Below are 23,307 nucleotides of genomic sequence, written 5' to 3'. Positions count from 1 at the left end.
TTATTCAATCATTCGGTAACGACGCTGCCACGTCACGATCTCACCGGCTTCGTTATTCATCTGAAGCTGGCTGACCACGCGAAGCGTTAATTCATCGGTATTGCCGCTGTAATTCACGCGGAAGTACCGGCTGTTTATAGAAAATTGATCTGCCACCTGCGGGAGATCGTCTTTTAACTGCGGGAAGGTCTGCTCCAGCGCTTTGCTGAACGCGTCCATATTTTCCCAGCCCGATTCCGGACGTTTATCCAGCAGACGAACGGCGTCATCCTGCGTGAATTTTCCCGGAAACATGGCCGCCAGCACCACGGCCTGTTCCGGTTGCAGGGTGTTAACGTCCACCTTGCTGGCGGCGTCCGGCAGCGCGCATAACAGCTTGCTCACCTTCGGATATGCCGTAACCGGGAACGCTGGCAGCAGTTTGATCTCCGCGATGCTGCGCATCATCTGGTTTGCCGGTTTCCGGGCGGGCACGATGCCAGCCCACGCATCGCTTTCGGCACCCTCTTTCGCCGTGGTGCTGTCACCATCGAGATAATCCACCAGCTGGAAATAGACCGCCTCCGCCGTGCCCGGACTGAGCCCGCTTTCCGTCAGGAGTTGTTCAACAATCCGCTCTTTACGCGGTTTTTCCGTCACCGCGGGAGCGCTTTGCCCCTGGGGCGCGACGTCGGCGGTCAACAGGTTATTGACGTTAAAGCAGTCCTGAGCGTCTTCCACCTGGCTCACGACCGTGTAGTCTTCTCCCTGCGTCTCCAGCGGCTGATGCCAGTCGCCGTCCAGCGCCAGCGGCTTGCTCTCGCCGCTGGCATCGGTCTGTAACCTGTCCTTCACCACTTTTTCCTGGGCCTGCATCGCCCAGCGCAGTTGCTGCTGGCTTATCTGATAATGCGTTTTCTGCAAATTACGGCAGAACTGCTGGCTGATTTTGGCGGCCAGCGCCGACATCATCACCAGCAAAATCAGCACCACCAGCAGGGCGACGCCCTTTTGTTGACGGATTCGGTTCATGGTCTGGTCTCCGGCGAAGGCGCAGGGGCTGCGTCCGGAGTCGTCGCAGGCGCGTCGGCGGCTTTCTCTGGGGCAGCGGCAGCGGCCACCTCCGGCATATCCCCCGGCGTGGTGAACACCCAGCGCCAGGTATCCCCGTTTTCCATCGTCAACGTAACCTCCACGCCGTCCGGCAGATGGGCGGCGTCGTGCCAGGCTGTCTGCCAGCCCTGACGATAAAACCGCCACTGCAATGCTTTTACGCCGCTGACAATCGGCACTTCGTCAGGCTTAACGTCCACCGGGCCGTCAATGACCGGCCAGACGTCGCGGTACAAACGCCCCTCTTCCAGCCGCCAGCGCACGCGCTCCAGGTGGACCGTTCCGCTCACGCCATTCAGGGTGGTCAGTTCAAGGGCATCGCCCTCCTGACGGAACCGCTCTGGCTCATTACGCGGCGCTCGCGCCTGTAGCTGGAAAAAGTCGCGCTCCATCAGACTCCAGCCGCGCTGAAGCTGGTTGAGCTTAGCGGCGCTGGCATCGGTGGCCGAGCTGGTACGCATCGCGCCGTCCAGAATTTGCCAGGCCAGGGTGCTGATTACCGCGAAAATAGTCAGCGCAATCATGATCTCCAGCAGGGTAAATCCGCGCTGGCGTCGCGTTTTCTTCACTTGCTCTCTCCCGGCGGAATGATGTGCAGGGAAATAACCGGCTGGCTCTCATCGCCTTCCGCATAGACGCGAATGGAGTTCGCCCAGCCGTTGTCGGCGGTTTTCACCCGCTGCTTACGCCAGTTCCAGCTGCGCCCGCCCATGATTTCCGTCCCCTGCTGCTCAGCATCCGGGAAGTCGGTTTTGGTGAGTTGCGCTTCTGCCAGCTGATTTTCCGCTACCCAACTGGCCTGCAAGGTATCGGCCAAGCCATGGGTAAAACGCACGTTCAGGGAGACCGAGTTCATTAGCGCCAGCGCGGCGGTGGAGAAAATCACCAGCGCGACCATCACCTCCAGCAGCGTCATCCCCTTTTGCTTTGTGTTGTCGTTAGCCATCGTTTTCTACCGATACCGGCGCCGCACCCTGCGACACCACGCGGAAATGGTGCTGTTTGTCGTAACTTTGCAGCGTCAGCGTAAAGCGGCTGATTTCACCGTCCGGTAAAAAGATCACCTGTGGCTCGGACGCCACCGTCGCGGCCAGGCGCTGCGGCGAGAGCGACACGTGCATCTCTTCCGGAAAATCACCTTTGGTGGTAATACGTCCGGCAGATAATGGCACCCAGTGACGCTCGCCATTTTTATCCGCGATCGTCACCAGCTGATATTTATCAGTGGCGATCACCAGCCCGACAATATTTCCGTCCATCACCGCACGGTCTGAACCATAATCAACGAGCGCTTTTAATTGCTGGCCAAATATATCCGCGCCGCTGCGCGAAGGAATGGTGGACACCACCATCATGGCGCAGCTGGCAAATATCACCAGCGCCAGAATAATTTCCAGCAACGTAAAGCCGCGTTGATTTTTCATTACTTCTCGTTCTTATCCAGAGACCAGTTGGTAATGTCATCGGCAGTATTCGCTTCGCCGTCCGGACCCGCAGAGAAAATGTCCACCGCACCGTGTTCACCTGGGCTGACCAGAATATAATCGCTGCCCCATGGATCCTGCGGCAGGCGGCGAATATAGCCATCCGTGCGATAGCCGTTCGGGATTGGTGCGATTTCCGGCTTCGTCACCAGCGCCTGCAAACCCTGCTCTGTGGTCGGGTAGCGGTGGTTGTCCAGCTTATACATATCCAGCGAGCCTTCGAGCGCGACAATATCGCTGGTCGCCTTTTGCGTATCCGCTTTTTCTTTATTACCCATTAAGTTTGGCACTACCATACTCGCCAGAACGCCAAGAATAACAATCACCACCATTAATTCGAGCAATGTGAAGCCCGCCTGGCGAGCCAGGTTTTTACGTTTTAGAGCCATGATTTAACCTACCATATTATTAAGTTGCAGAAGCGGTTGTAATATTGAAAGAACGATGAATAAAACAATCGTCGCCATGGATACCACCAGCGCCGGTTCAAATACCGACAGCGTTAATGTAATTCGATGCTGTAATGCCGATTCCTGATTTTCCGCCGCGCGATCCATTAAATTACCTAATTCCCCGCTCTCTTCACCGGAGGCAATCATATACAGCATGGTTGGCGGGAATAATTTCGCCTGTTCCAGCGCCGCATACAGCGACGCCCCCTGACGTACGGTATCGGCGGCCTGCTCCAGCACCTGCCGGGCATAGAGATTTTCAATACCGTCCATCGCGATATACATCCCCTCCAGCAGCGGCACGCTGCTGGCCTGCAAAATGCTCAGGGTACGGATATAGCGGGCGCTGTTGATGGCGCACACCAGCTTTTTAATCGGCGAGCCGTTCACCAGCCAGCTGTGCCAGCGAAAACGGTTTTTCACGTTTCGCACCCAGGTTTTGAAGCCGACGAACGCCCCCGCCAGGCTGCCGACAATATAGATACCCCAGGCTTGCAGGAAATCACTTACCGCAATCAGCGTCCGGGTGGTGATCGGCAGTTGCTGTTTCATGTGGGTAAACTGCTCAATCACCTGCGGCACCACCGCCACCAGCAGAATGCCGATCACCGCGATAGCGACCACGGTGAGGGTAATCGGGTAGACCATCGCCTGCGTCAGCTTGCTTTTCATCTTCTGGCGCTGCTCGTTGTACTCCGCCAGCTTCTCCAGCACGTCGCCCAGGTGGCCGGTCTTTTCACCGGCCATCACCAGCGTGCAGTAAAGTTTGTCGAAGGTGCGTGGAAACTGGCTAAAGGCGTCGAACAGCGTATGCCCCTCGACCACCTTCTCGCGGATCTCCACCACCATCGCCGCCAGCTTTTTATCTTCCGTCTGCTTAGAGATCGCCTTCAGCGCACTTTCCAGCGGCAGCGCGGCGTTCACCAGCGTCGAAAGCTGACGGGTAAACATCGACAGCACCGGGGTAGAGAGCTTCGCCCCGGTTTTCGCTTTCCCGCCTGTCGCCGTTTCGCGGGTTTCGGTGATACTCACGGGCATCAGCTTTTGCTCGCGAAGCCACTGGCGAACCTGCTTCTGCCCCTCGGCCTGTAATGTCCCGCGCTGGGTTTTTCCCGCGGCACTCGTCGCCGTCCAGGCGTAGAAAGCCATTACGCATCCCCCCCACGCTCGGCGGTGACGCGCATGACTTCTTCCAGAGACGTCACGCCGCCGATCACCTTCAGCAGCCCGTTTTCACGCAGGCTGTAGGCCTGCTTAAAGAGCTGCGTTTCGATGGACATTTCGTCCTTATCTTCATGGATGGCGCGGCGCATGGTACTGTCCACCACCAGAAACTCATGAATACCGGCGCGGCCCTGATAGCCGCTCTGACGGCAGTGTTCACACCCCACCGCGCGATAAATCGCTTTTGGTGGCGCGTCCATAAAGCTGAACAACGCTTTTTCATTGGCATCCAGCGGACTGGTGGTCCGGCAGTGCGTACACAGCCGACGCACCAGACGCTGGGCAATGACACCGAGCAGCGATGAACCGATTAAAAACGACTCCAGCCCCATATCCCGCAGACGGGTTATCGCCCCAGCGGCACTGTTGGTGTGCAGCGTCGACATCACCAGGTGACCGGTCAGCGACGCCTGCACCGCGATCTGGGCGGTCTCACCGTCGCGAATTTCCCCGATCATCACCACGTCCGGGTCCTGACGCAGAATCGCGCGCAGCCCGCGGGCAAAGGTCATGTCCACGCGCGGGTTAACCTGCGTCTGCCCCACGCCTTCCAGCTCGTATTCGATCGGGTCTTCCACGGTCAGAATGTTGCGCTCGTGACCGTTCAGCGCCGAAAGAATGGCGTACAGCGTGGTACTTTTACCGGAACCCGTCGGGCCGGTAACGAGGATGATCCCATGCGGGCGGTCAATCAGCCCTTTCAGCTTCTCCAGCTCTTCATCAATCAGCCCAAGCTTGTTGATGTCGGGCTTGAGATTGCTTTTATCGAGCAGGCGCATGACCACGCGCTCGCCGTACTGGGACGGAATGGTCGACACACGCACATCGATGGCCTTACGGCCAATGCGCAGGGAGATACGTCCATCCTGGGGAAGACGTTTCTCGGCGATGTCGAGTTTCGACATCACCTTAATACGCGACACCAGCAGCGGCGCGAGCTTACGCGCCGGTTGCAACACCGGGCGCAGCACGCCGTCAACACGAAAGCGGATGCTCAGCGTACGCTCGAAGGTTTCGATATGAATATCCGACGCGCCGTCCTTCACCGCCTCGCCGAGAATGGCGTTGATCAGGCGGATCACCGGTGAGTTTTCGTCGTTATCGAGCAGATCTTCGTTATCCGGGATCTCCTCGGTTAAGGCCATCAGATCGATATCCGCGTCCATGTCGTCCACCAGCTGCTGCGACACGCCGCTGCTCTGCTGCCAGATTTTGGCCAGCATCTCGTCAAACGCTTCCGGCGTCACAGTGACGGGGATGAAAGCACGGCCCAGCACCCGGCGCACCTCCAGCAGAGCATGCGCAGGAGTGTCGTCCCGGATATAGACATCATTGTTGTAAAACAGAACGCCGTTATCTTTTGCGTAGTTGCTGCTACACAGTGTTTTACTCAGTTCGTCCACGTTACCCCTCCGCGCTATTCTTTAAACGGATTGCGCGTGGCGCTGGTTTTCACCGGTGCGGCGCCAGTGCTTGCAGAGGGAAACGCGGGCAGGACGGCGTTGTCAGTCGGCTCAACAATACCGAGCTTTTTCTCCTCCACTCGCTGCATCTGGCGCACCCGGATCTGGTCATATTTCTCTTTCGAGGCCGCGCTGTAGTTGTCGTCGTCACGCAGGACGGTGGTATGAATAAACACCATCAGGTTGCGTTTGGAAGTATCCTGCGAGGTGTAGCGGAACAGCTGACCGACCAGCGGGATATCGCCGAGCAGGGGCACTTTGGACACGGACTGTTTGGTCACATTTTCCATCAGACCGCCAAGCACCACCGTCTGGCCACTGTGGACCATCACTTCGTTATTAATCGTGCGCGTGTTGAAGGTTGGGCCGAGGCTGGAGTCTTCCGTCGCGCTGTTGTCGACACTCGACACTTCCTGCTCAATCTTCAGATGGATCATGTCGCCATCGTTAATCTGCGGCACAATCTTCAGCTTGGTCCCTACGGTTTTACGCTCAACCGAGTTAAAGACGTTGTCGCCGCTGGTGGTTTGCGAACCGGAAAGCACCGGCACATCCTGACCGACGTTGAACGACGCTTCTTTGTTATCCAGCGTGACCACGCTTGGCGTGGAGAGGATGTCATTTTTGCCGTCAGTGGAAAGCGCGGTCACCAGCGCACCGAAGTCACCGTTAAAGAAGCCGGTCGCAAGGCCAGTGAAACTTGCCCCTTTCATGGTGCCATTTTTAATCTGGCTGATTGGCAGGCCGGTGGAGCCAAACTGCACCCCGCCGTGCTTGCTGGTCCACTGCACGCCAAGATCCAGGCCGTTACCGTCCTGCACTTCGGCAATGATCGCTTCCACCAGCACCTGCGGACGGCGAATATCCAGCTTGTCGATCACTTTCTCGAGGGAGTTCATCACGTTAGGCTGTGCGGTGATCACCAGGGAGTTGGTTGACTCGTCGGCGGTAATATTCAGATCGGTTGAGGCGCTCGCGGATTTCGCTTTGGCCGCACCCGGCTTGTCTTTCAGCTGCTCACCAATCCCGGTGAGAACCGGCACCACTTTGGTGGCGCTGGCATACTTGAGGTAGAAGACGCGGGTATTACCCTCGTTATTCTGCTCACGATCCAGCTGATGAATAAGGGAACGGGTGCGCGCCCGCGCATCTTCCGCGCCGCTGATCACCAGGCTGTTGGTTTCGTCATCCGCGACGACTTTAGTCGCCAGCTGCGGCGCGTTCTGCCCTTTCTGTTCTTCATTGTTGAGGTTATTCAACATCTCCGAGAGTTCTTTGGCGGACGCAAAGCGCAGCGGGATGATTTCGCGACGCTGGATGCCGTCTTTATCGACGCGCTGCACCAGATCCACCAGCCGGTTCACCACCGAGGCTTTACCGGTTAACAGCAGGACGTTGGACGGCTCAAAGTGGACCACATTCCCGATACCGGTGGCATCGTTGAGCTGACGCAGCAGCGGGGCTAGCTCACGAACAGGCACGTTTTCCATGCGCACCACGCGGGTGATGATCTCGTCACCTTTGCCCGGATTTTTGCTGTCTGCCAGCGGCGCACCGGCGGTACGCGCCACGCTTGAGCGCACCACTTTGACCATGCCGTTGTCCATCGGGATCACCGACAGGCCGTAGAGATCCAGCACGCTCAGAAAGAATTGATAGTACTCATCTTCCGTCAGCACGTTGTAGGTTCGGACCGAGACGGTTCCCTGGACGGACGGATCGACCAGAATGGTTTTATTGAGATTGCGGCCTACCGTATCGATAAACTCGCGAATATCAGTATTTTTAAAACTCGCGCTAAAGTTAGCTGCAAGCAGCGAACTGGAATATAACGACAATGCGGTCAGCGCCACGCACGCCCAGGGAATTTTTTTCATGTCTGCACACTTTTTAATTGTTTAGAACATTAATCCGAATATTTTCAAGGTGAGCGTGACGTCGTACGATGACCTCCGCTTCTTTCATTTTTGACCAGTTGGCAATAATGCTTTTCGCTTTTGCTTCATCGGTCATATCGACAGAGTTAACCTGAACCGCCACATCGCCTTTTTCCAGACCTGACTGGCTGTAAAAGGCGGAGGCATTCCTTGGGTTTATCCTGTAGCCTTCCAGTCGGCCCTTTTCAATTATGGGTTTTAACACCAGATAATCATCAAGATGCACACTCTCTGCGCCAACATCTTTTGTCGATTTCGTTACCGGGCCGCTATCCACGCCACCCTTAAAATAGTCCGGTTTATTTAATGCCAGAACCTGCGTAGTACCTTCATAATTAACCACCACATTATCTTTGTTTATTTCCTGAATAAATGCGTCGTTAAATCCAGAGAGAGGTTCACCCTCACGGTAGCTTCTCTGACCGCCTGGCGTTTTGATGACAGCAAAGGAGAGCCAGGCGTCATCGCTGTTCACAATACCTTCGATTTCAGCTGCCAGCGGGGCTTTCACCGCACCCGGTAAGATTTCCTGACGCACGGCTGCCGTAAAAAGCGAAAAGGATTTCTCTTCGCGCGTTTTTTTCAGCGGCTGTTGATCGGCATTAGCCAACTTATTCATAACTTTTTTATAATCTTTAAAGGTGAGATACCCTTGCTGGCCGCAAAAGATCAGCAGCACAAACATAATACAAGGCGTTATCCACCGTGAAAGAAATGAGAACCTCATTTTTTATCCGGCCTATAGCAAAGCAAAAATAAGCAGCGTCATACTGCGCCAATATGGATGAAAATAGTAATAAGCTGATGCAAATGCGACCACTGACTTCGCCGCTAACTTTCATAAAGAAAAATATTGACCGTATAAAATCCAAATGTTAGACGCTGCCAGCAGGATATTTTTACCCTGTTTGCAAATTGACCGTTCAGGGGCGTTACCTTACTTTCTGATGCTGTTGCTATTCCTAATCAGAGACGGTAAGTCGTTATGTATCAGAGCCACTTTAATTTTAAAAATCCGCCATTCAGATCGATCGCCCGTTTATCCGGGGATTTTCTGGTGCCTTATCATCAGGATGTGTTCAACCTGTTGAAAGAGAAAACCCAGCAGGCGGGAATTATCGGGCTCTTTTGCGACGACGCCCCGCTTCTGGGTCACTTCAGCGATGCGCTAAAAACCCGCCACAGTAACGTCCTTGTTATCAATGCGTTTCCCAAACTGAGTGCCAGTAGCCTGCTGTACAAGCTCAATCCGGTAACGAAAGAGAGCAAGAATCGCCTGCAGGCGGTGGATGCCATCCTGCGCCAGTGGCACGAGGGAAAAGCGAAAACCAGAGTGCTGGTGATTTCACACGCCGAAGCCATGAAAGAGAGCTGCCGTGAAGTCCTGGGTACGCTGCTCACGCGAGCCCAGGAGCTGAACTTCCGGCTCTCCGTGGTGCTGACGGGCACTGCGGATCAGGAAATCCTGCTTAAGCAACCTGAACTGCGCGAATATACACACACTCGTCATGTCCTGCGCCCCCTGACCTGCCGCGAATTCCTGGGCTATGTGCAGGCGCAATGCGAAGAACACGGCTGTGAAAATTCGCCGTTAACGCCGGCCCGCGTGCGCAAAATGCACACGTTGACCAAAGGCGACATCAGCAAACTTAACGAACTGGCGCACCTGTCAATGCTCGCTGCCTGGACGGAACGCGCGTCGCAGGTCAGCCCGCGTCATTTACGCCTGGCGGCGGGAGAGATCCTGCCCGCGAAAAAACACGGTAAGCGTCTGGCAACCGTGGGGCTGTTCGCTTCGGTGCTGTTTGCCGCCTGCGGCTGGTATTTAACCTCGTCCATCAGCGGGCACCTTCCCATCCAGCTGCCGGTCCCCGTTAGCTGGAAACAGCCGACGCGAAAAACGGAGGCGCCCGTGGTGCCGGTTATCGACAATGAAATGGTTAATCAGCCGGATGCGATGCACCAGCTCTATCTGATGTGGGGATATGACGCCTCGGCCGAAGATGCGCTGTGCCAGAATGCCGCTAAAGTGAACCTGATGTGTAAACAGGGGAACGTGTCGCCGGAGACGCTGGCGCAGGAAGGGTATCCGTGGGTCAGTGAACTGAAAACCAGCGGTCACCTTAACTATGCGGTGGTCGCCAGGGTCGGAGATACATCAATTGACCTGTTAATGAATAACCGGACCTGGCAGGTGAGCCGCAGCTGGTTTAACCGGCATGCGACCGGCAACTTCACCCAGTTGCACCGCCTGACACCGGAAGGAAAAGACGCGATCGGCGCGGCCAGCGACAGCAAAGACATGGCCTGGCTCGATCAGCAGTTAAGCATCGCGCTGAACCAGCCCGAAACGCATGCCCGGATCTGGACCGCTGAGATGATGAAACGCACCCGTGAGTTTCAGCAAAAAATGCATCTGCACGTGGATGGCATCCCCGGCGAAGAAACGCTGATGCAGCTGATGCGCGTAACCAACAGCACGCCGAGCGTACTGATTCAGGCCACCCGCACTACCCCGGACGCAAAAATGCAGGAGAAGAAAGCCTAATGTCGACCATCTGCCTTGCGGCCCAGCGCAGCTATACAACCGGGGAAGCGGTCTGGTTTTCGTACCGCCTCCCCAGCCTGAAAAACGTTTTCGGCAAAACAACATTATGGATGGTCGGCCTTTGCGCCATGCTGGTTGTCGGCCTGTATATGCATGTCTACTGGAACATGCGCCACCCGGCGCCTGAACCGGTCAACGCCAGCGTTGCCAAACCGGAAACCCAGCTTTCGGAGATGCACTACGTGTACGTGAGTAAACCGTTCCCGCATCCGCAGCCTAAAGCTGCGCCAGTGCCTGTTGATGTTCCACCGATGCAGGATCTGCCGATCATCAGTGATGATGCCGACTGGCAGCAGGCGCCCGACGGCGCGGTGCCGCAAGAACCCTCGCGGGATACCCTACCCGGAACTGAGGCGCATGAGCACGATACCGCCCCCGCCAGCACGAGCAGTGAAGAGTCATCATTAACGGAATTATTTAAACAGGCATTAAAAGAGCAGGAGCAGGATTATTCTCAAGGAAAAATTCCCGCACCGCCGGTTGACGAAACGCAGGATAATTCACAAGCAAGTGTTAAAAACAGTGAAAACAGCCGTTCCCCTTTCAGTGAAAAAGGAGACCGGCGGGAGTAGACATTAATATTTTTCAGGCAGTGCGGTGAGGTTAAGCAGTCGACCTTTTTCCACCACAATATATTGACCTTTTTTCAGATCGGAGAGGATTTTAATAATGGTGCTACGTGCCAGGTTAGTGTATTCCTGAATGTAATCATAAACGTTAATATCACGCTGATGCTGTACAATCAGGTCGTTGATCTCATATAAAAATTCGCGAACAACAGAATATGCGCTGCGAGCGACCAGAATATCATCGCGCTTGCTCATCAGGCATATGTACCAGGAAAGCACTTTTGTCAGCTCAGGCCACAGGTTTTTCTCGGTCATCAGCTGGGCGAAGACCTCTTTCTTGATCGAGCGAACAACCGTATTCGACCGAACAAGGCCGTACATATGGGTGGCGTTGTAATACATCGACGACAGGCCGAAAATGCATTGCCCGGTAACGGTGAACAAGCACAGTTCGTCAGAGTCACGTCGAAATTCGACTTCGCCGCTGACGATAATATGAATTAAACCGGAATCAGCAGTGGAAATCTTCTGCCATTTTTTTAACGTTCTTTCTTCAACGCATGAGGTTGCAGAAATAATCTTTTCCATTTCATGTTGCGGACGTAATTTTTTTCCATAGATGCTTAACATTGTTATACCCGTTTTAAGATGTGATTTTAAAAAAACATGGCAACGGCATTCATACCGAACCATAAATATTTTCCTGATGAAAAACTCAAGAATAAAAAAAAGAGTAAAGTTTTTTATTCGCTAAATTGCTTAGCGTGCTATGTGTCCATCTTAAATCCGAATAATTTTAAGTCAATTAACTAAAAATGAAATGAGATTGTACTTAGGATTAATCTAATAGAAACTTGCGGAAATATACTCATTTGGGGGTAAGCCAAAGGTTTACCCCTGCCCGTATTTCTCTAAAAGTGCTTCGGCAATCGCCATGGTTTCAACATCCGCTACGCCATTCCATAACTGCGGACGGAAATGCATCTGGAACACCATGATGATGCGTTTTTGCTGTGCAGGCGTGCTGTTTTCTGGCACCTCGTAACCGTAGCGCGCCAGCAGATCGAGCAGTGCTGCGGTATCAACCTGCTGATAATGCGGTCGCCCGTTGATATAAAAATTTACCCGCGCCGGTTCAGGCCAGGCTCCGATGCCCTGCTGCGCCAGCTCGCGCCACGGAAACAGCGGGCCAGGGTCGTCTTTACGCTGCGGGGCGATATCCGAATGGGCCACAACGTTCTGCGGTTTAATGTCGTAGCGGGCGATGATGTCTCTGGCAAGCGGGATTAGCGCCGCAATTTGCCCCGGTTCGAAGGGGGTAAAGGTTTTCACACCATCGGTTTTCCGCCAGCCGCGGTTTTCCAGCTCAATGCCGACGGAGGTATCATTTATGCGGTTGGTCCCACGCCAAAAGCTAATACCTGCATGCCAGGCCAGCTCGCTCTCCGGCACCAGCTGCCAGATACGCGGTTTGCCCTGCGGAGCTGGGGGCTTTGCGGGGATGAGATAGTGAGAGCTGACGTTTTTATCGGTTAAGGTCGCAAGCGAGGTGTCGAAATCATCGGCGGTGTAATGGATCACCAGCACCTTTATGCGCGGGTAGGCCGCCTGCGCCTGATGGCGCGTATCAAGTTCGTACGCGCCTTTATCAACAACGCCCTCTTCCGAGGCGCATCCTGCCAGCAACAATGCCAGCAGGAGGGTTGAGAGCGAACGCTTCATCGACGGGTTTTCACCGCCGTGCCGCTTACGCTCACCATCAGCATGCTGGCATCTTTCCCGACCGTTTCGTAGTCGATATCAATGCCCACCACCGCATCCGCGCCCAACGCTTTGGCCTGCTCGCCCAGCTCCTTAAACGCAATGTCACGCGCTTTACGCAGTTCTTTCTCGTAGGCACCGGAGCGCCCGCCGACGATATCCCGAATGCCGGCAAAGAAGTCCCGGAAGATGTTGGCGCCCAGAATCGCCTCACCGGTGACCACGCCGCAGTACTCGGTAATGGGTTGACCTTCCAGGGTTGGTGTTGTTGAAAATTGCATACTTCCTCTCCGTCTTTAGCGTTCAATGCGTTAGCAACTGCATTATCGGTTCGTTACGCTATGATTGAAAGGATAGTTAATAAATAAGGAAATCAACATGCGCTACTCTGCTTTAACGCTTTTAGTGCCCTGCGCGCTGGTGCTCAGCGCCTGCACTACGCCGGTCACGCCAGCCTTTAAGGATATCGGTTCCCGCAGCGGCCCCTGCATTGAGGGCGGCCCGGACGCCGTGGCGCAACAGTTCTATGATTACCGCATTCAGCATCGCGGTAATGACCTCACCGCCCTGCGCCCGTACCTGAGCGATAATCTGGCGAAACTGCTTAATGACGCCTCGCGCGATCCGCAGCAAAACGCGCTGCTTTCATCCGATCCGTTCTCCAGCCGCGCCACGCTGCCGGACAGCGCCGACGTCGCCAGCGCGTCCACCATTCCGAATACCGACGCACGGAATATTCCTCTGCGCGTGAAGCTAACCCAGGGGACGCAAACCTGGCAGGATGAGGTGCTGATGATCCGTGAAGGCCAGTGCTGGGCAATAGATGATGTGCGCTACATTGGCGGCAGCGTTCATGCTCCGGCGGGCACCCTTCGCCAGTCGATTGAGAACCGCTAACGCATACGTTAAATAAACGTTAACCCCGTAAAATGTCCGGCATTTCATGCGGAATGCCGACATTTATTCTCGCCCCCCTTTCCCGTCGCTATTTTGTGCTATGTTTAAGAGGAAACACGGGTTATATTTAACTTTTAACGCAGAAATATTGCATAACTATTCTGTCAACGGTACTATCTGCGGCCTCAATTGCTATAGATTGCCTGGATGAGTAAAGACTGCCCCGATGAGTATTAAACTAAACGGCATTAACTGCTTCTACGGCGCACACCAGGCGCTGTTCGACATTACGCTGAGCTGCCCGGAGGGCGAAACGCTGGTTTTGCTCGGCCCAAGCGGCGCGGGAAAAAGCTCCCTTCTGCGTGTTTTAAATCTGCTTGAAATGCCCCGTTCGGGAACGCTGGCCATCGCCGGTAACCATTTTGACTTCGCGAAAACCCCTTCTGATAAAGCGATTCGTGAACTGCGTCAAAACGTGGGCATGGTTTTCCAGCAATATAATCTCTGGCCGCATCTGACGGTGGTGCAAAACCTGATTGAAGCCCCGTGCCGCGTGCTTGGCTTAAGCAAAGACCAGGCGATGGCGCGAGCTGAAAAGCTGCTGGAACGTCTGCGTCTGAAACCGTACAACGACCGTTATCCTCTGCATCTCTCTGGTGGTCAGCAACAGCGTGTGGCGATCGCCCGTGCGCTGATGATGGAGCCAGCGGTGCTGCTGTTCGACGAACCAACCGCAGCGCTGGACCCGGAAATTACTGCCCAGATCGTGAGTATCATTCGTGAACTGGCGGAAACCAACATTACCCAGGTCATCGTGACCCACGAGGTGGAAGTGGCGCGCAAAACCGCCAGCCGCGTGGTCTACATGGAAAACGGGTATATCGTTGAGCAAGGTGATGCGAGCTGCTTCACCAACCCGCAAACCGATGCCTTCAAAAACTACTTATCACACTGATGTGTTAGGGAAATTATAATGAAAAAAGTATTGATTGCCGCGCTGCTTGCTAGCGTCAGCCTTTCCGCTACCGCAGCCCAGACCATCCGTTTCGCCACTGAAGCGTCCTACCCTCCGTTTGAATCCATTGATGCGAACAACAAGATTGTTGGCTTCGACGTGGATCTGGCAAATGCCCTGTGTAAAGAGATCGACGCGACCTGTACCTTCAGCAACCAGGCGTTCGACAGCCTGATCCCCAGCCTGAAGTTCCGCCGTATCGACGCCGTGATGGCCGGTATGGACATCACTCCGGAGCGTGAAAAGCAGGTTCTGTTCACCACCCCTTACTACGACAACTCGGCACTGTTTATTGGTCAGAAAGGTAAATATGCCTCCGTTGACCTGCTGAAAGGCAAGAAAGTCGGCGTGCAGAACGGCACCACGCACCAGAAATTCATCATGGATAAGCACCCGGAAATCACCACCGTGCCGTATGACAGCTACCAGAATGCGAAGCTGGACCTGCAAAACGGCCGTATCGATGCGGTGTTCGGGGACACGGCTGTCGTGACTGAATGGCTGAAAGCGAACGACAAGCTGGCCGCCGTGGGTGACAAGGTGACAGATAAAGACTACTTCGGTACAGGTCTGGGTATTGCCGTACGTCAGGGCAACACCGAGCTGCAGCAGAAATTCAACGCTGCGCTGGAAAAAGTGAAGAAAGACGGCACCTACGAAACCATCTACAAAAAATGGTTCCAGAAGTAATTCCTGATGAATGAAATTTTTCCTTTAGCAAGCGCCGCCGGGATGACCGTCGGCCTTGCCGTTTGTGCACTGATTATCGGCCTCGTACTGGCGATGTTCTTTGCGGTGTGGGAGTCCGTTAAGTGGCGCCCTGTCGCATGGCTCGGTTCAGCGCTGGTAACTGTGCTGCGTGGACTGCCGGAAATTCTGGTGGTCCTGTTTATCTATTTCGGCTCCTCACAGCTGCTGTTAACGCTGTCGGACGGCTTTACGATTAATCTCGGCTTTGCGCAGATCCCGGTGCAAATGCAGATTGAGAACTTCGACGTCAGTCCGTTCCTGTGCGGCGTAATTGCGCTCTCCCTGCTCTATTCGGCCTATGCGTCACAAACGCTGCGCGGCGCGCTGAAAGCGGTACCGCAGGGACAGTGGGAATCCGGTCAGGCGCTGGGCCTGTCGAAAGCGGCGATCTTCTTCCGCCTGGTGATGCCGCAGATGTGGCGTCATGCCCTGCCAGGGCTGGGCAACCAGTGGCTGGTACTGTTGAAAGATACCGCGCTGGTGAGCCTGATCAGCGTGAACGATTTGATGCTGCAAACCAAAAGTATCGCCACCCGTACGCAGGAGCCATTTACCTGGTACATCGTCGCGGCGGCTATCTACCTGGTGATCACGTTGCTGAGCCAGTACGTTCTGAAGCGTATTGATCTGCGCGCAACGCGTTTTGAACGGAGACCAGGCTGATGCTGGATTATTTACCCGAACTGATGAAAGGGCTGCACACCAGCCTGACGCTGACCGTTGCGTCTATCATCGTAGCGCTGATCCTGGCGCTGTTCTTCACCATCGTCCTGACGCTGAAAACGCCGGTGCTGGTGTGGATTGTCCGTGGCTACATTACGCTCTTTACCGGTACGCCGCTGCTGGTGCAGATCTTCCTGATTTACTACGGTCCAGGGCAGTTCCCGTCGTTACAGGAATATCCGGTTATCTGGCATTTGCTCTCTGAGCCATGGCTCTGCGCCCTGATAGCTCTCTCACTGAACAGCGCGGCCTATACCACGCAGCTGTTTTACGGCGCGATCCGCGCGATCCCGGAAGGCCAGTGGCAGTCCTGCGGTGCGCTGGGCATGAGCAAGAAGGACACGCTGGCGATCCTGCTGCCATACGCCTTTAAGCGTGCGCTCTCTTCCTATTCCAACGAAGTCGTTCTGGTGTTCAAAAGCACCTCTCTGGCCTACACCATCACCCTGATGGAAGTGATGGGCCACGGGCAGCTGCTGTACGGACGTACCTACGACGTGATGGTGTTCGGTGCGGCGGGTCTGGTCTATCTGGTGGTCAACGGTCTGCTGACACTGATGATGCGTCTTATCGAGCGTAAGGCGCTGGCGTTTGAGCGCAGGAATTAATCACGCCAATGCATAAAACGGTATTCATTGAGCGGGTAACCTGATGGGTTATCCGCTTTTTTTTGCAACAAAGGTAATATTTAATCATTTTTATTGCATATAAATTCAGTAAATGGCATTGTATATCCAGGCCGCAGACACGGCGCATAAATAAGACAGACGGGAGCATTACAATGAAAAAGTTAGTTCTGGCCGCATTACTCGCAACCTTCGCCGCAGGCGCATCCGCCGCAGATAAAATCAATTTTGGCGTTTCTGCCACCTATCCGCCGTTTGAATCGCTGGATGCCAGCAACCAGATCGTCGGCTTTGACATTGACCTGGCGAAAGCGCTGTGCAAGCAGATGCAGGCCGACTGCACCTTTACTAACCACGCGTTTGACAGCCTGATCCCGTCCCTGAAATTTAAAAAATACGATGCGGTGATCTCCGGCATGGATATCACCCCAGAGCGCAGCAAGCAGGTCGCGTTCACCGACCCGTACTACGCGAACTCTGCGGTAGTGATTGCGAAGAAAGGGGCTTATAAGTCTTTCGACGAGCTGAAAGGCAAGCGCATCGGCATGGAAAACGGCACCACGCACCAGAAATATCTCCAGGACAAGCATCCTGAAGTGAAAACCGTGGCCTATGACAGCTACCAGAACGCAATTATCGACCTGAAAAATGGCCGTATCGATGGCGTATTTGGCGACACCGCGGTGGTGAATGAGTGGCTGAAAACCAACCCGCAGCTGGGTACAGCGACGGAGAAAGTGACCGATCCGCAGTACTTTGGTACCGGCCTCGGCATCGCGGTACGTCCGGATAACAAAGCCCTGCTGGAAAAACTGAACGGCGCGCTGAAAGCGATCAAAGCTGACGGCACATACCAGAAAATCAGCGAGCAGTGGTTCCCGCAGTAATCTCTTTTTGCCGGGTGGTCTGGCCTACGGGGGTGGTCTGTAGGCCGGGAAAGCGCAGCGCCACCCGGCAATTTCTCATAGCGGCACAAAGAACCTGAACCGCGCCCCGCTCACGGACTCCATCAGCCTGATCCCGCCACCGTGCAGCTCCAGCATTCTCTTCACGATTAACAGCCCTAATCCCCCACGGTTCTCCCGCGACGCCTGAGGATTTAACGCTGACGGTCGCTGGAACAAATCGTCGCGCAGCGAGGCATCTACGCCCGTACCATTGTCTGCCACTTCGACCTGAAGTCGTTCATTCTCCTGCCAGACCGCCAGACGAATTTCTCCGCCGCTCGGCGTATGACGGATGGCGTTATCCAGAAGATTAGTGACCACGCGCTCGATCATCGACACGTCGGCGTTCACCAGCGGCAATCGCCCCGGCACATCAATACGCAGGTTCACCTCGCGCGTGCGGGCGGTAAGTTCAAACTTCTGCGCCACGTCGGAAATCAGTTCAGCCATGGCAAAACGCTCGCGCTGGGGCTTGATGCCGCCGTGCTCAAGACGCGCCAGCTCGAACAGCTGCTGCGACAGATGGCGTACCTTTTGCCCCTGACGCAGCGCGGTAGCGAGGTACTGCTGATGCTCCTGCGGCGACAGCGTGGCGGATTTCAGCGACAGCGTTTCCAGATAACCCAGCAGCGACGTCAACGGGGTGCGTAAGTCGTGCGAAATGTTGGCGATAAACTCCCGGCGCTGGCGGTCGCTGTCGGCCAGCCGATCCCACTGAGAGGTGATTTTGCGCGCCAGCTCGATAAAGGTATTGCGCAGGATCGCCACTTCATCCTGGCCGGCAGGCTCGAGCGGCTGGGCCGCCAGCTGCTTAATCGCGCTGATGCTGTCCTGCTCCAGCCCGGCCACGTCCAGCGTGAGCTGTTTAACCGGGCGCGTCACCCAGTACCAGAGCAGCAGCCCGGCCAGCAGACCAAACAGCGCCACCAGCAGCATCGACCACAGCGCCGTACTCCAGAGCGCTTTGTGCCAGGCCATCTCCGCCAGCGCGTTGGACTCCTCCCCCTGCAAAATAATGTACAGATACCCCTTCAGCTCGCCGTCCTGTCGCAGCGGGGTGGCGCTGAAGACTTTCTTATTCTGGCTTCGGGGATCGTCGCCAAACACCGGCATCACCGTCCCGCTCAGGAAATTCTGTATCGGCGCGAGGTCAATTTTTTGCCGCTGAATGTGCCCCGGCGGGGCGGCATCGGCCAGGATATCGCCATCAGGCGAGACAACATACAGCTCGACGCTCGGATTAAAGGTCATCAGCCGGTCGAACAGCGGCTTTAAGGCGCTGCGATCCACCCTGCCCTGCGTATCCAGAATCGCTTCCCGCTGCGCAATCTGCTGCGCCAGCCCGCCTGAGAGACGCTGCACCATCGCATTGCCGTACTGCATGCTAACGTAGAGCTGCACCGCACAGGCGACGGTGGCGCAGAGCAATAGTAACACCGTAAACAGCAGCGTCAGGCGCTGGCTCAGGCTAAAGCGACGCATCATGATTCTGCTCCGCAAATTTGTAGCCTTTGCCCCAGACGGTGCGAACGATCTCCGGCTCGGCGGCATCTTTCTCTATTTTGATGCGCAGGCGGTTAATATGAGTGTTGACGGTGTGTTCGTAGCCTTCGTGCTGATACCCCCACACCTGCTCCAGCAATGCCAGCCGTGAAAAGACCTCTCCGGGATGGCGGGCAAAAAAATAGAGCAGTTCAAATTCACGCGGGGTGAGATCGACGTGTTGACCGTTAAGACGCACGGTGCGCGCCAGCGGATCGATAGTCAGACCGTGCGCCTGAATAATGCCGTCCGTCTGCGCCTGGCCCATCGCCTGCTGTCGGCGGAACAGCGCCTTAATGCGGGCAATCAGCTCCTGCACCGAGAAAGGTTTTGCCAGATAATCATCCGCCCCGGTTTCCAGGCCGGTAATACGGTCAGTTTCACTGCTGCGGGCGCTAATGATGATAATGGGCAGGTAGCGGGTCATCTGGCGGATACGGCGGCAAATCTCCAGACCATCAACATTCGGCAGCATCAGATCGAGGATCACCGCGTCCCACGGCTGTTTTTCCAGAAGCGGTAACGCCTTTCCCCCGTCCGGCTCGTGGGTAATGGCGTAGCCTTCATCTTCCAGGTTAAGACGCAGGAGTGCAGCGATATCGTGGTCGTCTTCTACCAGCAGGATCTGCTTCATGGGTAAGCCTTCAATCATTTGTTATGACGTAAGCTTACCTGATTTCGAGCGGGGGAAGAGTTCACATTTTGTTTAAGATTTCACGAGCAACGTCAGCACTTCGTAATGCGCAGTGTGCGGGAACATATCAAAGAGCTGAACGCGCGCAATGCGGTAGCCCGGCAGGCTGGCGATATCCTTCGCCATGGTCTGCGCGTTACAGCTGGAGTAGACGATGTACTCCGGCGCCATCTGGCTCAGGTAGTCGCAGAGCGCCTGGCCGATACCCCGGCGCGGCGGGTTCACCAGCACCAGCTCCGGCACGTTGCCCTGGCCGGTGGCGAACCGGGTCGAGTCCAGCGCTTGGAAGTGCAGATTCGTCAGCCCCAGCTCCGCGGCGGACTGTTTCGCGCAGGCGATGGCCTCCGCAGAAATTTCAATCCCGGTGAGCTGCATGTCTGGCGTGGCACAGTGCAGGCCAAAGCCGCCGACGCCGCAGAACAGATCCCACATGTGATGAACCTGTAACGCACGCACCCAGTCGCGCGCGGTCGCGTACAGCGCGCTGGCGACGGTGGGGTTAGTCTGGAAGAAGCTTTGCGGACGGATCCACAGCGGCACGCCGTTGAAATTCTCCGCCAGCGCATGCTGTTCGGTGAAGAAAATCTCTTTCTCTCCTTCCATGATCGCCATATGCACCGGCTGAATATTAGCGGTAATGACCTTGAGCTGCGGAAGCTGTTCCTGCAGCCACGGCAACACCGCGCGAAGCTGCTCCAGTTTAGTTTCCGAACGCAGCACAAAGCGCAGCATCATCCCGCCGTCGATTTGGCTTTCGGTCAGCAGAAGGTACTTAAGCTCGCCGCGCCTACGGGCAACGTTATAGGGCGTTAACCCCGCGCGGGCGATAAAGGGTTTCAGGGCGGTAAACACCGGCTCAAACGAGGCGGGATACAGCGGACAGCCGGTGAGATCGACGGGCGTGCCGTCACGGTGCAGCATGCCCAGCAGCGGCTTTTCGACGCTGCCGCTGACCACCATTTTGGCTTTATTACGAAAGCCCTGCTCCGGCCCGCTGACGGGTGCGCACCACTCGCCCACCGCGTGTGCTGCCAGCAGCTGTTGCAGGTCGGCCATTTTGGCGGTGAGTTGTTGAGGGACCGGCTGTTCTATCCACTGACAGGAGCGGCAGCGTCCGGCGTCATAGAGTGCGCACTGCATATGAAAACCTTAAGAATCACGAGGGCTGCGATTATACACATTATTGCAGGCGGAAGAACCGCCGACTGGAGGCGGGAACATAGAGCAGGCAGAGCACCAGCATGTCCGGCAATTTTTGCATCACTAAGGAATGGAAAATCTCGCGGCGGGAGCCGCCGGGAATGCTGAATAGCTCCGGATAGCCATAGCCCAGCGAGGCGGCCCACAGATAGCTGGCGGCGGTGATCTGCGTAAGAAAATATACCCAGCGCGCCCAGTTGCGCCCCTTTACCAGCGAGAACGCACAGTAGATCTCAATAAACACCAGCATCAGGCTGCTGAGAAACACCAGCGTCAGATTCCACGTCTGCGCACTGCGGTGAATGAACTCCCCCATGCCTCGCGGGCCCAGCGTGTTCATAATCATCAGCACATCCAGGCAGCGGATCATAATAATGGCGAGCGCCGCCACCTGCACCAGCGCAGGGACGTTCGGACGGGCGTGCGAATGACGTGTTTTTTGCAAGAATCCCAATGTTTTTACTTCCCTGAAAAACAGTGCCGCGTCATACGCGGCACATCACTGGAAATAATAATTCCTTCAGCCGCGTCTTGCACGCTGGATATCGCGCACGCGCTGCTTTTCCGCGCGCGCCATCAAATACCAGGCGATAAATCCGACAATTCCGACCACGCCGAGGATGATGGAGGCCAGGGCATTAATCTCCGGATTCACCCCCATGCGCACGCTGGAGAAGACCAGCATCGGCAGCGTCGTCGCGCCTGGGCCCGAGACAAAACTGGCAATAACCAGATCGTCGAGCGAGAGCGTGAACGCCAGCAGCCAGCCGGAGATCACCGCCGGCATAATCATCGGCAGCGTAATGATAAAAAAGACCTTCAGCGGCGTGGCGCCAAGATCCATCGCCGCCTCTTCAATGGAGCGATCCAGCTCGCGCAGCCGCGAGGAGATGACCACCGCCACATACGCCGTACAGAAGGTGACGTGCGCCAGCCAGATGGTGAGCATCCCGCGATCCGCTGGCCAGCCGATGGCGTGCGCCAGCGCGACAAACAGCAGGAGCAGCGACAGACCGGTGATGACGTCCGGCATCACCAGCGGGGCGGTGATCATAAACGCAAAACCATTTGCTCCGCGAAAACGGCCGAAGCGCACCATCACCAGCGCGGCAATCGTGCCCAGCACGCAGGCCATCGTCGCCGCCAGCGCCGCAATGGTCAGGCTCAGCCCCACCGCGCTCATCATCGCATCATCGTGGAACAGCTCGCTGTACCAGCGCGTCGACCAGCCCGCCCAGACGGTGACCAGCTTAGAGCTGTTGAACGAGTAGATCACCAGCATCAGCATCGGCGCATACAGGAAGGTAAAGCCGATAATCAGGATCAGAATTCGCCACGGGGAGCGTACTACCGGTAAGTTGTTCATCCGTGGTCTCCCATCTGTTTCTGCTGATGTTTGTGGAACCACATGATCGGCACGATCAGCAGCAGTAACATGACAATCGCCACCGCCGAGGCCACCGGCCAGTCGCGGTTATTGAAAAACTCCTGCCACAGCACGCGGCCAATCATGATGCTGTCCGGCCCGCCGAGCAGTTCGGGGATCACAAACTCCCCGACCGCCGGGATAAACACCAGCATCGATCCGGCGATGATCCCGCCTTTTGTGAGCGGCACAATGACGCTGAAGAACGTCTTCAATGGGCGTGCGCCGAGATCCAGCGAGGCTTCCACCAGCGAGTAATCGATTCGCGTCAGCGCCGTATAGATTGGCAGCACCATAAACGGCAGATAGGCATAGACAATCCCGATATACACCGCAAGGTTGGTATGCAGGATCGTCAGCGGCTGGTCGATCACCCCAAGCCACAGCAGGAAGTTATTCAGTATGCCGTTATTCTTCAGGATCCCCATCCACGCGTACACGCGGATCAGGAACGATGTCCACGACGGTAAAATGACCAACAGCAGTAAAATATTTCGCGTCGACGGCTTGCTGTGCGCCACTGCCCACGCCAGCGGGTAGCCCATCAACAAGCAGCAGATCGTTGAGATCGCCGCAACCTGTAACGACTGTAAATAGGCTTCGAAATAGAGCGGATCCTCAGTCAGTTGCAGGAAATTCCCGAGGTTTAAGGTCAGCGTCAGCTGCCCGTCGGCCCACTCCCACAGATCGGTATACGGTGGGATCGCCCGCGCCATCTCCGCCAGGCTGATCTTAAAGACGATCAGGAACGGCAGCAGAAACAGCAGGATCAGCCAGATATAGGGCATGGCGATGACCAGCTTGCGGCCATGCGCCATCTGCACGCGCGCCAGCCAGTGCGAGAAACCGCCCGGTTTTTTGACGCGGGCTGGAGGTTCAAGTGTGCTCATGACCGCT

Annotated in this window: 26 protein-coding genes; 8 read left to right on the top strand and 18 right to left on the bottom strand. The window is 55.8% G+C overall.

The features are described 5' to 3' along the window. Genes gspK through gspC form a run of 9 tightly spaced genes read right to left on the bottom strand, consistent with a single transcriptional unit; the run spans position 1 to position 8,337 of the window. Positions 1-1,011 carry a type II secretion system minor pseudopilin GspK gene (gene gspK / locus ACQG1K_RS07555; protein WP_023299700.1) on the bottom strand — a complete coding sequence of 337 codons (1,011 nt, stop codon included), beginning with the start codon at positions 1,009-1,011 and terminating at the stop codon, positions 1-3. Further along, positions 1,008-1,661 carry a type II secretion system minor pseudopilin GspJ gene (gene gspJ / locus ACQG1K_RS07550; protein WP_023299699.1) on the bottom strand — a complete coding sequence of 218 codons (654 nt, stop codon included), beginning with the start codon at positions 1,659-1,661 and terminating at the stop codon, positions 1,008-1,010. The genes gspK and gspJ overlap by 4 nt, the downstream gene beginning before the upstream one ends. Then, complete coding sequence (gspI, locus tag ACQG1K_RS07545) at positions 1,658-2,038, bottom strand: type II secretion system minor pseudopilin GspI (RefSeq protein ID WP_022647591.1); 381 nt, start codon at positions 2,036-2,038, stop codon at positions 1,658-1,660. The genes gspJ and gspI overlap by 4 nt, the downstream gene beginning before the upstream one ends. Beyond that, entirely contained in the window at positions 2,031-2,516 is a 486-nt protein-coding gene (gene gspH / locus ACQG1K_RS07540) for a type II secretion system minor pseudopilin GspH (RefSeq protein ID WP_023299697.1), read from the bottom strand. The genes gspI and gspH overlap by 8 nt, the downstream gene beginning before the upstream one ends. Next, positions 2,516-2,965: a type II secretion system major pseudopilin GspG gene (gspG, locus tag ACQG1K_RS07535; RefSeq protein WP_038415752.1), complete on the bottom strand. Its 450-nt coding sequence runs from the start codon at positions 2,963-2,965 to the stop codon at positions 2,516-2,518. Before gspG ends, gspH begins: the two co-directional genes overlap by 1 nt. 3 nt (positions 2,966-2,968) lie before the next feature. Then, on the bottom strand, positions 2,969-4,177 hold the full coding sequence (gspF, locus tag ACQG1K_RS07530) for a type II secretion system inner membrane protein GspF (protein ID WP_023305783.1): 1,209 nt from the start codon (positions 4,175-4,177) through the stop codon (positions 2,969-2,971). Next, on the bottom strand, positions 4,177-5,655 hold the full coding sequence (gene gspE, locus ACQG1K_RS07525) for a type II secretion system ATPase GspE (RefSeq protein ID WP_023299694.1): 1,479 nt from the start codon (positions 5,653-5,655) through the stop codon (positions 4,177-4,179). The genes gspF and gspE overlap by 1 nt, the downstream gene beginning before the upstream one ends. A gap of 14 nt (positions 5,656-5,669) precedes the next feature. Beyond that, a complete protein-coding gene (gene gspD / locus ACQG1K_RS07520; RefSeq protein WP_023299693.1) occupies positions 5,670-7,592 on the bottom strand; it encodes a type II secretion system secretin GspD in 1,923 nt (640 codons plus the stop codon). Positions 7,593-7,605: 13 nt separating this feature from the next. After that, a complete protein-coding gene (gspC, locus tag ACQG1K_RS07515) occupies positions 7,606-8,337 on the bottom strand; it encodes a type II secretion system protein GspC (RefSeq protein ID WP_032621712.1) in 732 nt (243 codons plus the stop codon). Positions 8,338-8,637: 300 nt separating this feature from the next. On the opposite strand from gspC, the gene ACQG1K_RS07510 reads away from it, so the two are divergent. Both ACQG1K_RS07510 and ACQG1K_RS07505 read left to right on the top strand, forming a co-directional pair. Further along, positions 8,638-10,200 (top strand): ExeA family protein, encoded by a 1,563-nt coding sequence (locus ACQG1K_RS07510; RefSeq protein WP_367074687.1) that lies wholly within the window; start codon positions 8,638-8,640, stop codon positions 10,198-10,200. Further along, positions 10,200-10,832: a hypothetical protein gene (locus ACQG1K_RS07505; protein ID WP_367074685.1), complete on the top strand. Its 633-nt coding sequence runs from the start codon at positions 10,200-10,202 to the stop codon at positions 10,830-10,832. The genes ACQG1K_RS07510 and ACQG1K_RS07505 overlap by 1 nt, the downstream gene beginning before the upstream one ends. A 3-nt stretch (positions 10,833-10,835) precedes the next feature. Here the strand turns inward: ACQG1K_RS07505 and ACQG1K_RS07500 are convergent, their stop codons facing one another. From ACQG1K_RS07500 to ACQG1K_RS07490, 3 genes are all read right to left on the bottom strand, one after another. Further along, positions 10,836-11,459 carry a helix-turn-helix domain-containing protein gene (locus ACQG1K_RS07500; RefSeq protein WP_022647582.1) on the bottom strand — a complete coding sequence of 208 codons (624 nt, stop codon included), beginning with the start codon at positions 11,457-11,459 and terminating at the stop codon, positions 10,836-10,838. Positions 11,460-11,720: 261 nt separating this feature from the next. Then, the gene (locus ACQG1K_RS07495; RefSeq protein ID WP_023299688.1) at positions 11,721-12,551 is read right to left on the bottom strand and encodes an N-acetylmuramoyl-L-alanine amidase; all 831 of its coding nucleotides are present in this window, start codon (positions 12,549-12,551) and stop codon (positions 11,721-11,723) included. After that, positions 12,548-12,871 (bottom strand): heavy metal-binding domain-containing protein, encoded by a 324-nt coding sequence (locus ACQG1K_RS07490; protein ID WP_003858361.1) that lies wholly within the window; start codon positions 12,869-12,871, stop codon positions 12,548-12,550. The genes ACQG1K_RS07495 and ACQG1K_RS07490 overlap by 4 nt, the downstream gene beginning before the upstream one ends. Before the next feature lie 97 nt (positions 12,872-12,968). Here ACQG1K_RS07490 and ACQG1K_RS07485 point away from each other — a divergent pair, with 97 nt between their 5' ends. The 6 genes from ACQG1K_RS07485 to artJ all read left to right on the top strand — a co-directional run bounded on the left by ACQG1K_RS07485 (position 12,969) and on the right by artJ (position 17,488). Continuing rightward, positions 12,969-13,487, top strand: a complete 519-nt coding sequence (locus ACQG1K_RS07485) for a lipoprotein (RefSeq protein ID WP_022647580.1) — start codon at positions 12,969-12,971, stop codon at positions 13,485-13,487. Positions 13,488-13,713: 226 nt separating this feature from the next. Next, positions 13,714-14,442, top strand: a complete 729-nt coding sequence (gene artP, locus ACQG1K_RS07480) for an arginine ABC transporter ATP-binding protein ArtP (RefSeq protein WP_367074684.1) — start codon at positions 13,714-13,716, stop codon at positions 14,440-14,442. Positions 14,443-14,460: 18 nt separating this feature from the next. Continuing rightward, positions 14,461-15,192, top strand: a complete 732-nt coding sequence (gene artI / locus ACQG1K_RS07475; protein ID WP_006174322.1) for an arginine ABC transporter substrate-binding protein ArtI — start codon at positions 14,461-14,463, stop codon at positions 15,190-15,192. A 6-nt stretch (positions 15,193-15,198) separates the two neighbouring features. After that, positions 15,199-15,915, top strand: coding sequence for an arginine ABC transporter permease ArtQ (gene artQ / locus ACQG1K_RS07470; protein ID WP_003858367.1), 717 nt, complete (start codon positions 15,199-15,201; stop codon positions 15,913-15,915). Then, positions 15,915-16,583, top strand: coding sequence for an arginine ABC transporter permease ArtM (artM, locus tag ACQG1K_RS07465; RefSeq protein WP_022647579.1), 669 nt, complete (start codon positions 15,915-15,917; stop codon positions 16,581-16,583). Before artQ ends, artM begins: the two co-directional genes overlap by 1 nt. A gap of 173 nt (positions 16,584-16,756) precedes the next feature. Then, complete coding sequence (gene artJ, locus ACQG1K_RS07460) at positions 16,757-17,488, top strand: arginine ABC transporter substrate-binding protein ArtJ (protein WP_015571008.1); 732 nt, start codon at positions 16,757-16,759, stop codon at positions 17,486-17,488. A 75-nt stretch (positions 17,489-17,563) separates the two neighbouring features. Here artJ and ACQG1K_RS07455 read toward each other — a convergent pair whose 3' ends face one another. The 6 genes from ACQG1K_RS07455 to potH all read right to left on the bottom strand — a co-directional run bounded on the left by ACQG1K_RS07455 (position 17,564) and on the right by potH (position 23,300). Then, a complete protein-coding gene (locus ACQG1K_RS07455; protein WP_023299687.1) occupies positions 17,564-19,033 on the bottom strand; it encodes a sensor histidine kinase in 1,470 nt (489 codons plus the stop codon). Continuing rightward, positions 19,017-19,724: a response regulator transcription factor gene (locus tag ACQG1K_RS07450; RefSeq protein WP_023299686.1), complete on the bottom strand. Its 708-nt coding sequence runs from the start codon at positions 19,722-19,724 to the stop codon at positions 19,017-19,019. Before ACQG1K_RS07450 ends, ACQG1K_RS07455 begins: the two co-directional genes overlap by 17 nt. A 72-nt stretch (positions 19,725-19,796) precedes the next feature. Continuing rightward, positions 19,797-20,924 (bottom strand): 23S rRNA (uracil(747)-C(5))-methyltransferase RlmC, encoded by a 1,128-nt coding sequence (gene rlmC, locus ACQG1K_RS07445; protein WP_032676348.1) that lies wholly within the window; start codon positions 20,922-20,924, stop codon positions 19,797-19,799. A gap of 40 nt (positions 20,925-20,964) precedes the next feature. Continuing rightward, positions 20,965-21,462 (bottom strand): YbjO family protein, encoded by a 498-nt coding sequence (locus tag ACQG1K_RS07440; protein WP_087878582.1) that lies wholly within the window; start codon positions 21,460-21,462, stop codon positions 20,965-20,967. Between the two features lie 42 nt (positions 21,463-21,504). After that, on the bottom strand, positions 21,505-22,350 hold the full coding sequence (gene potI, locus ACQG1K_RS07435; RefSeq protein ID WP_022647574.1) for a putrescine ABC transporter permease PotI: 846 nt from the start codon (positions 22,348-22,350) through the stop codon (positions 21,505-21,507). Then, a complete protein-coding gene (potH, locus tag ACQG1K_RS07430) occupies positions 22,347-23,300 on the bottom strand; it encodes a putrescine ABC transporter permease PotH (RefSeq protein WP_022647573.1) in 954 nt (317 codons plus the stop codon). Before potH ends, potI begins: the two co-directional genes overlap by 4 nt. Between the last annotated feature and the right edge of the window lie 7 nt (positions 23,301-23,307).

The sequence above is a fragment of the Enterobacter cloacae complex sp. 402C9 genome, assembly GCF_050030745.1.
Lineage (GTDB): Bacteria > Pseudomonadota > Gammaproteobacteria > Enterobacterales > Enterobacteriaceae > Enterobacter > Enterobacter intestinihominis.
The sequence above is the reverse complement of the archived record's forward strand: the minus strand, read 5'-3'. Positions and strand labels throughout refer to the sequence as shown.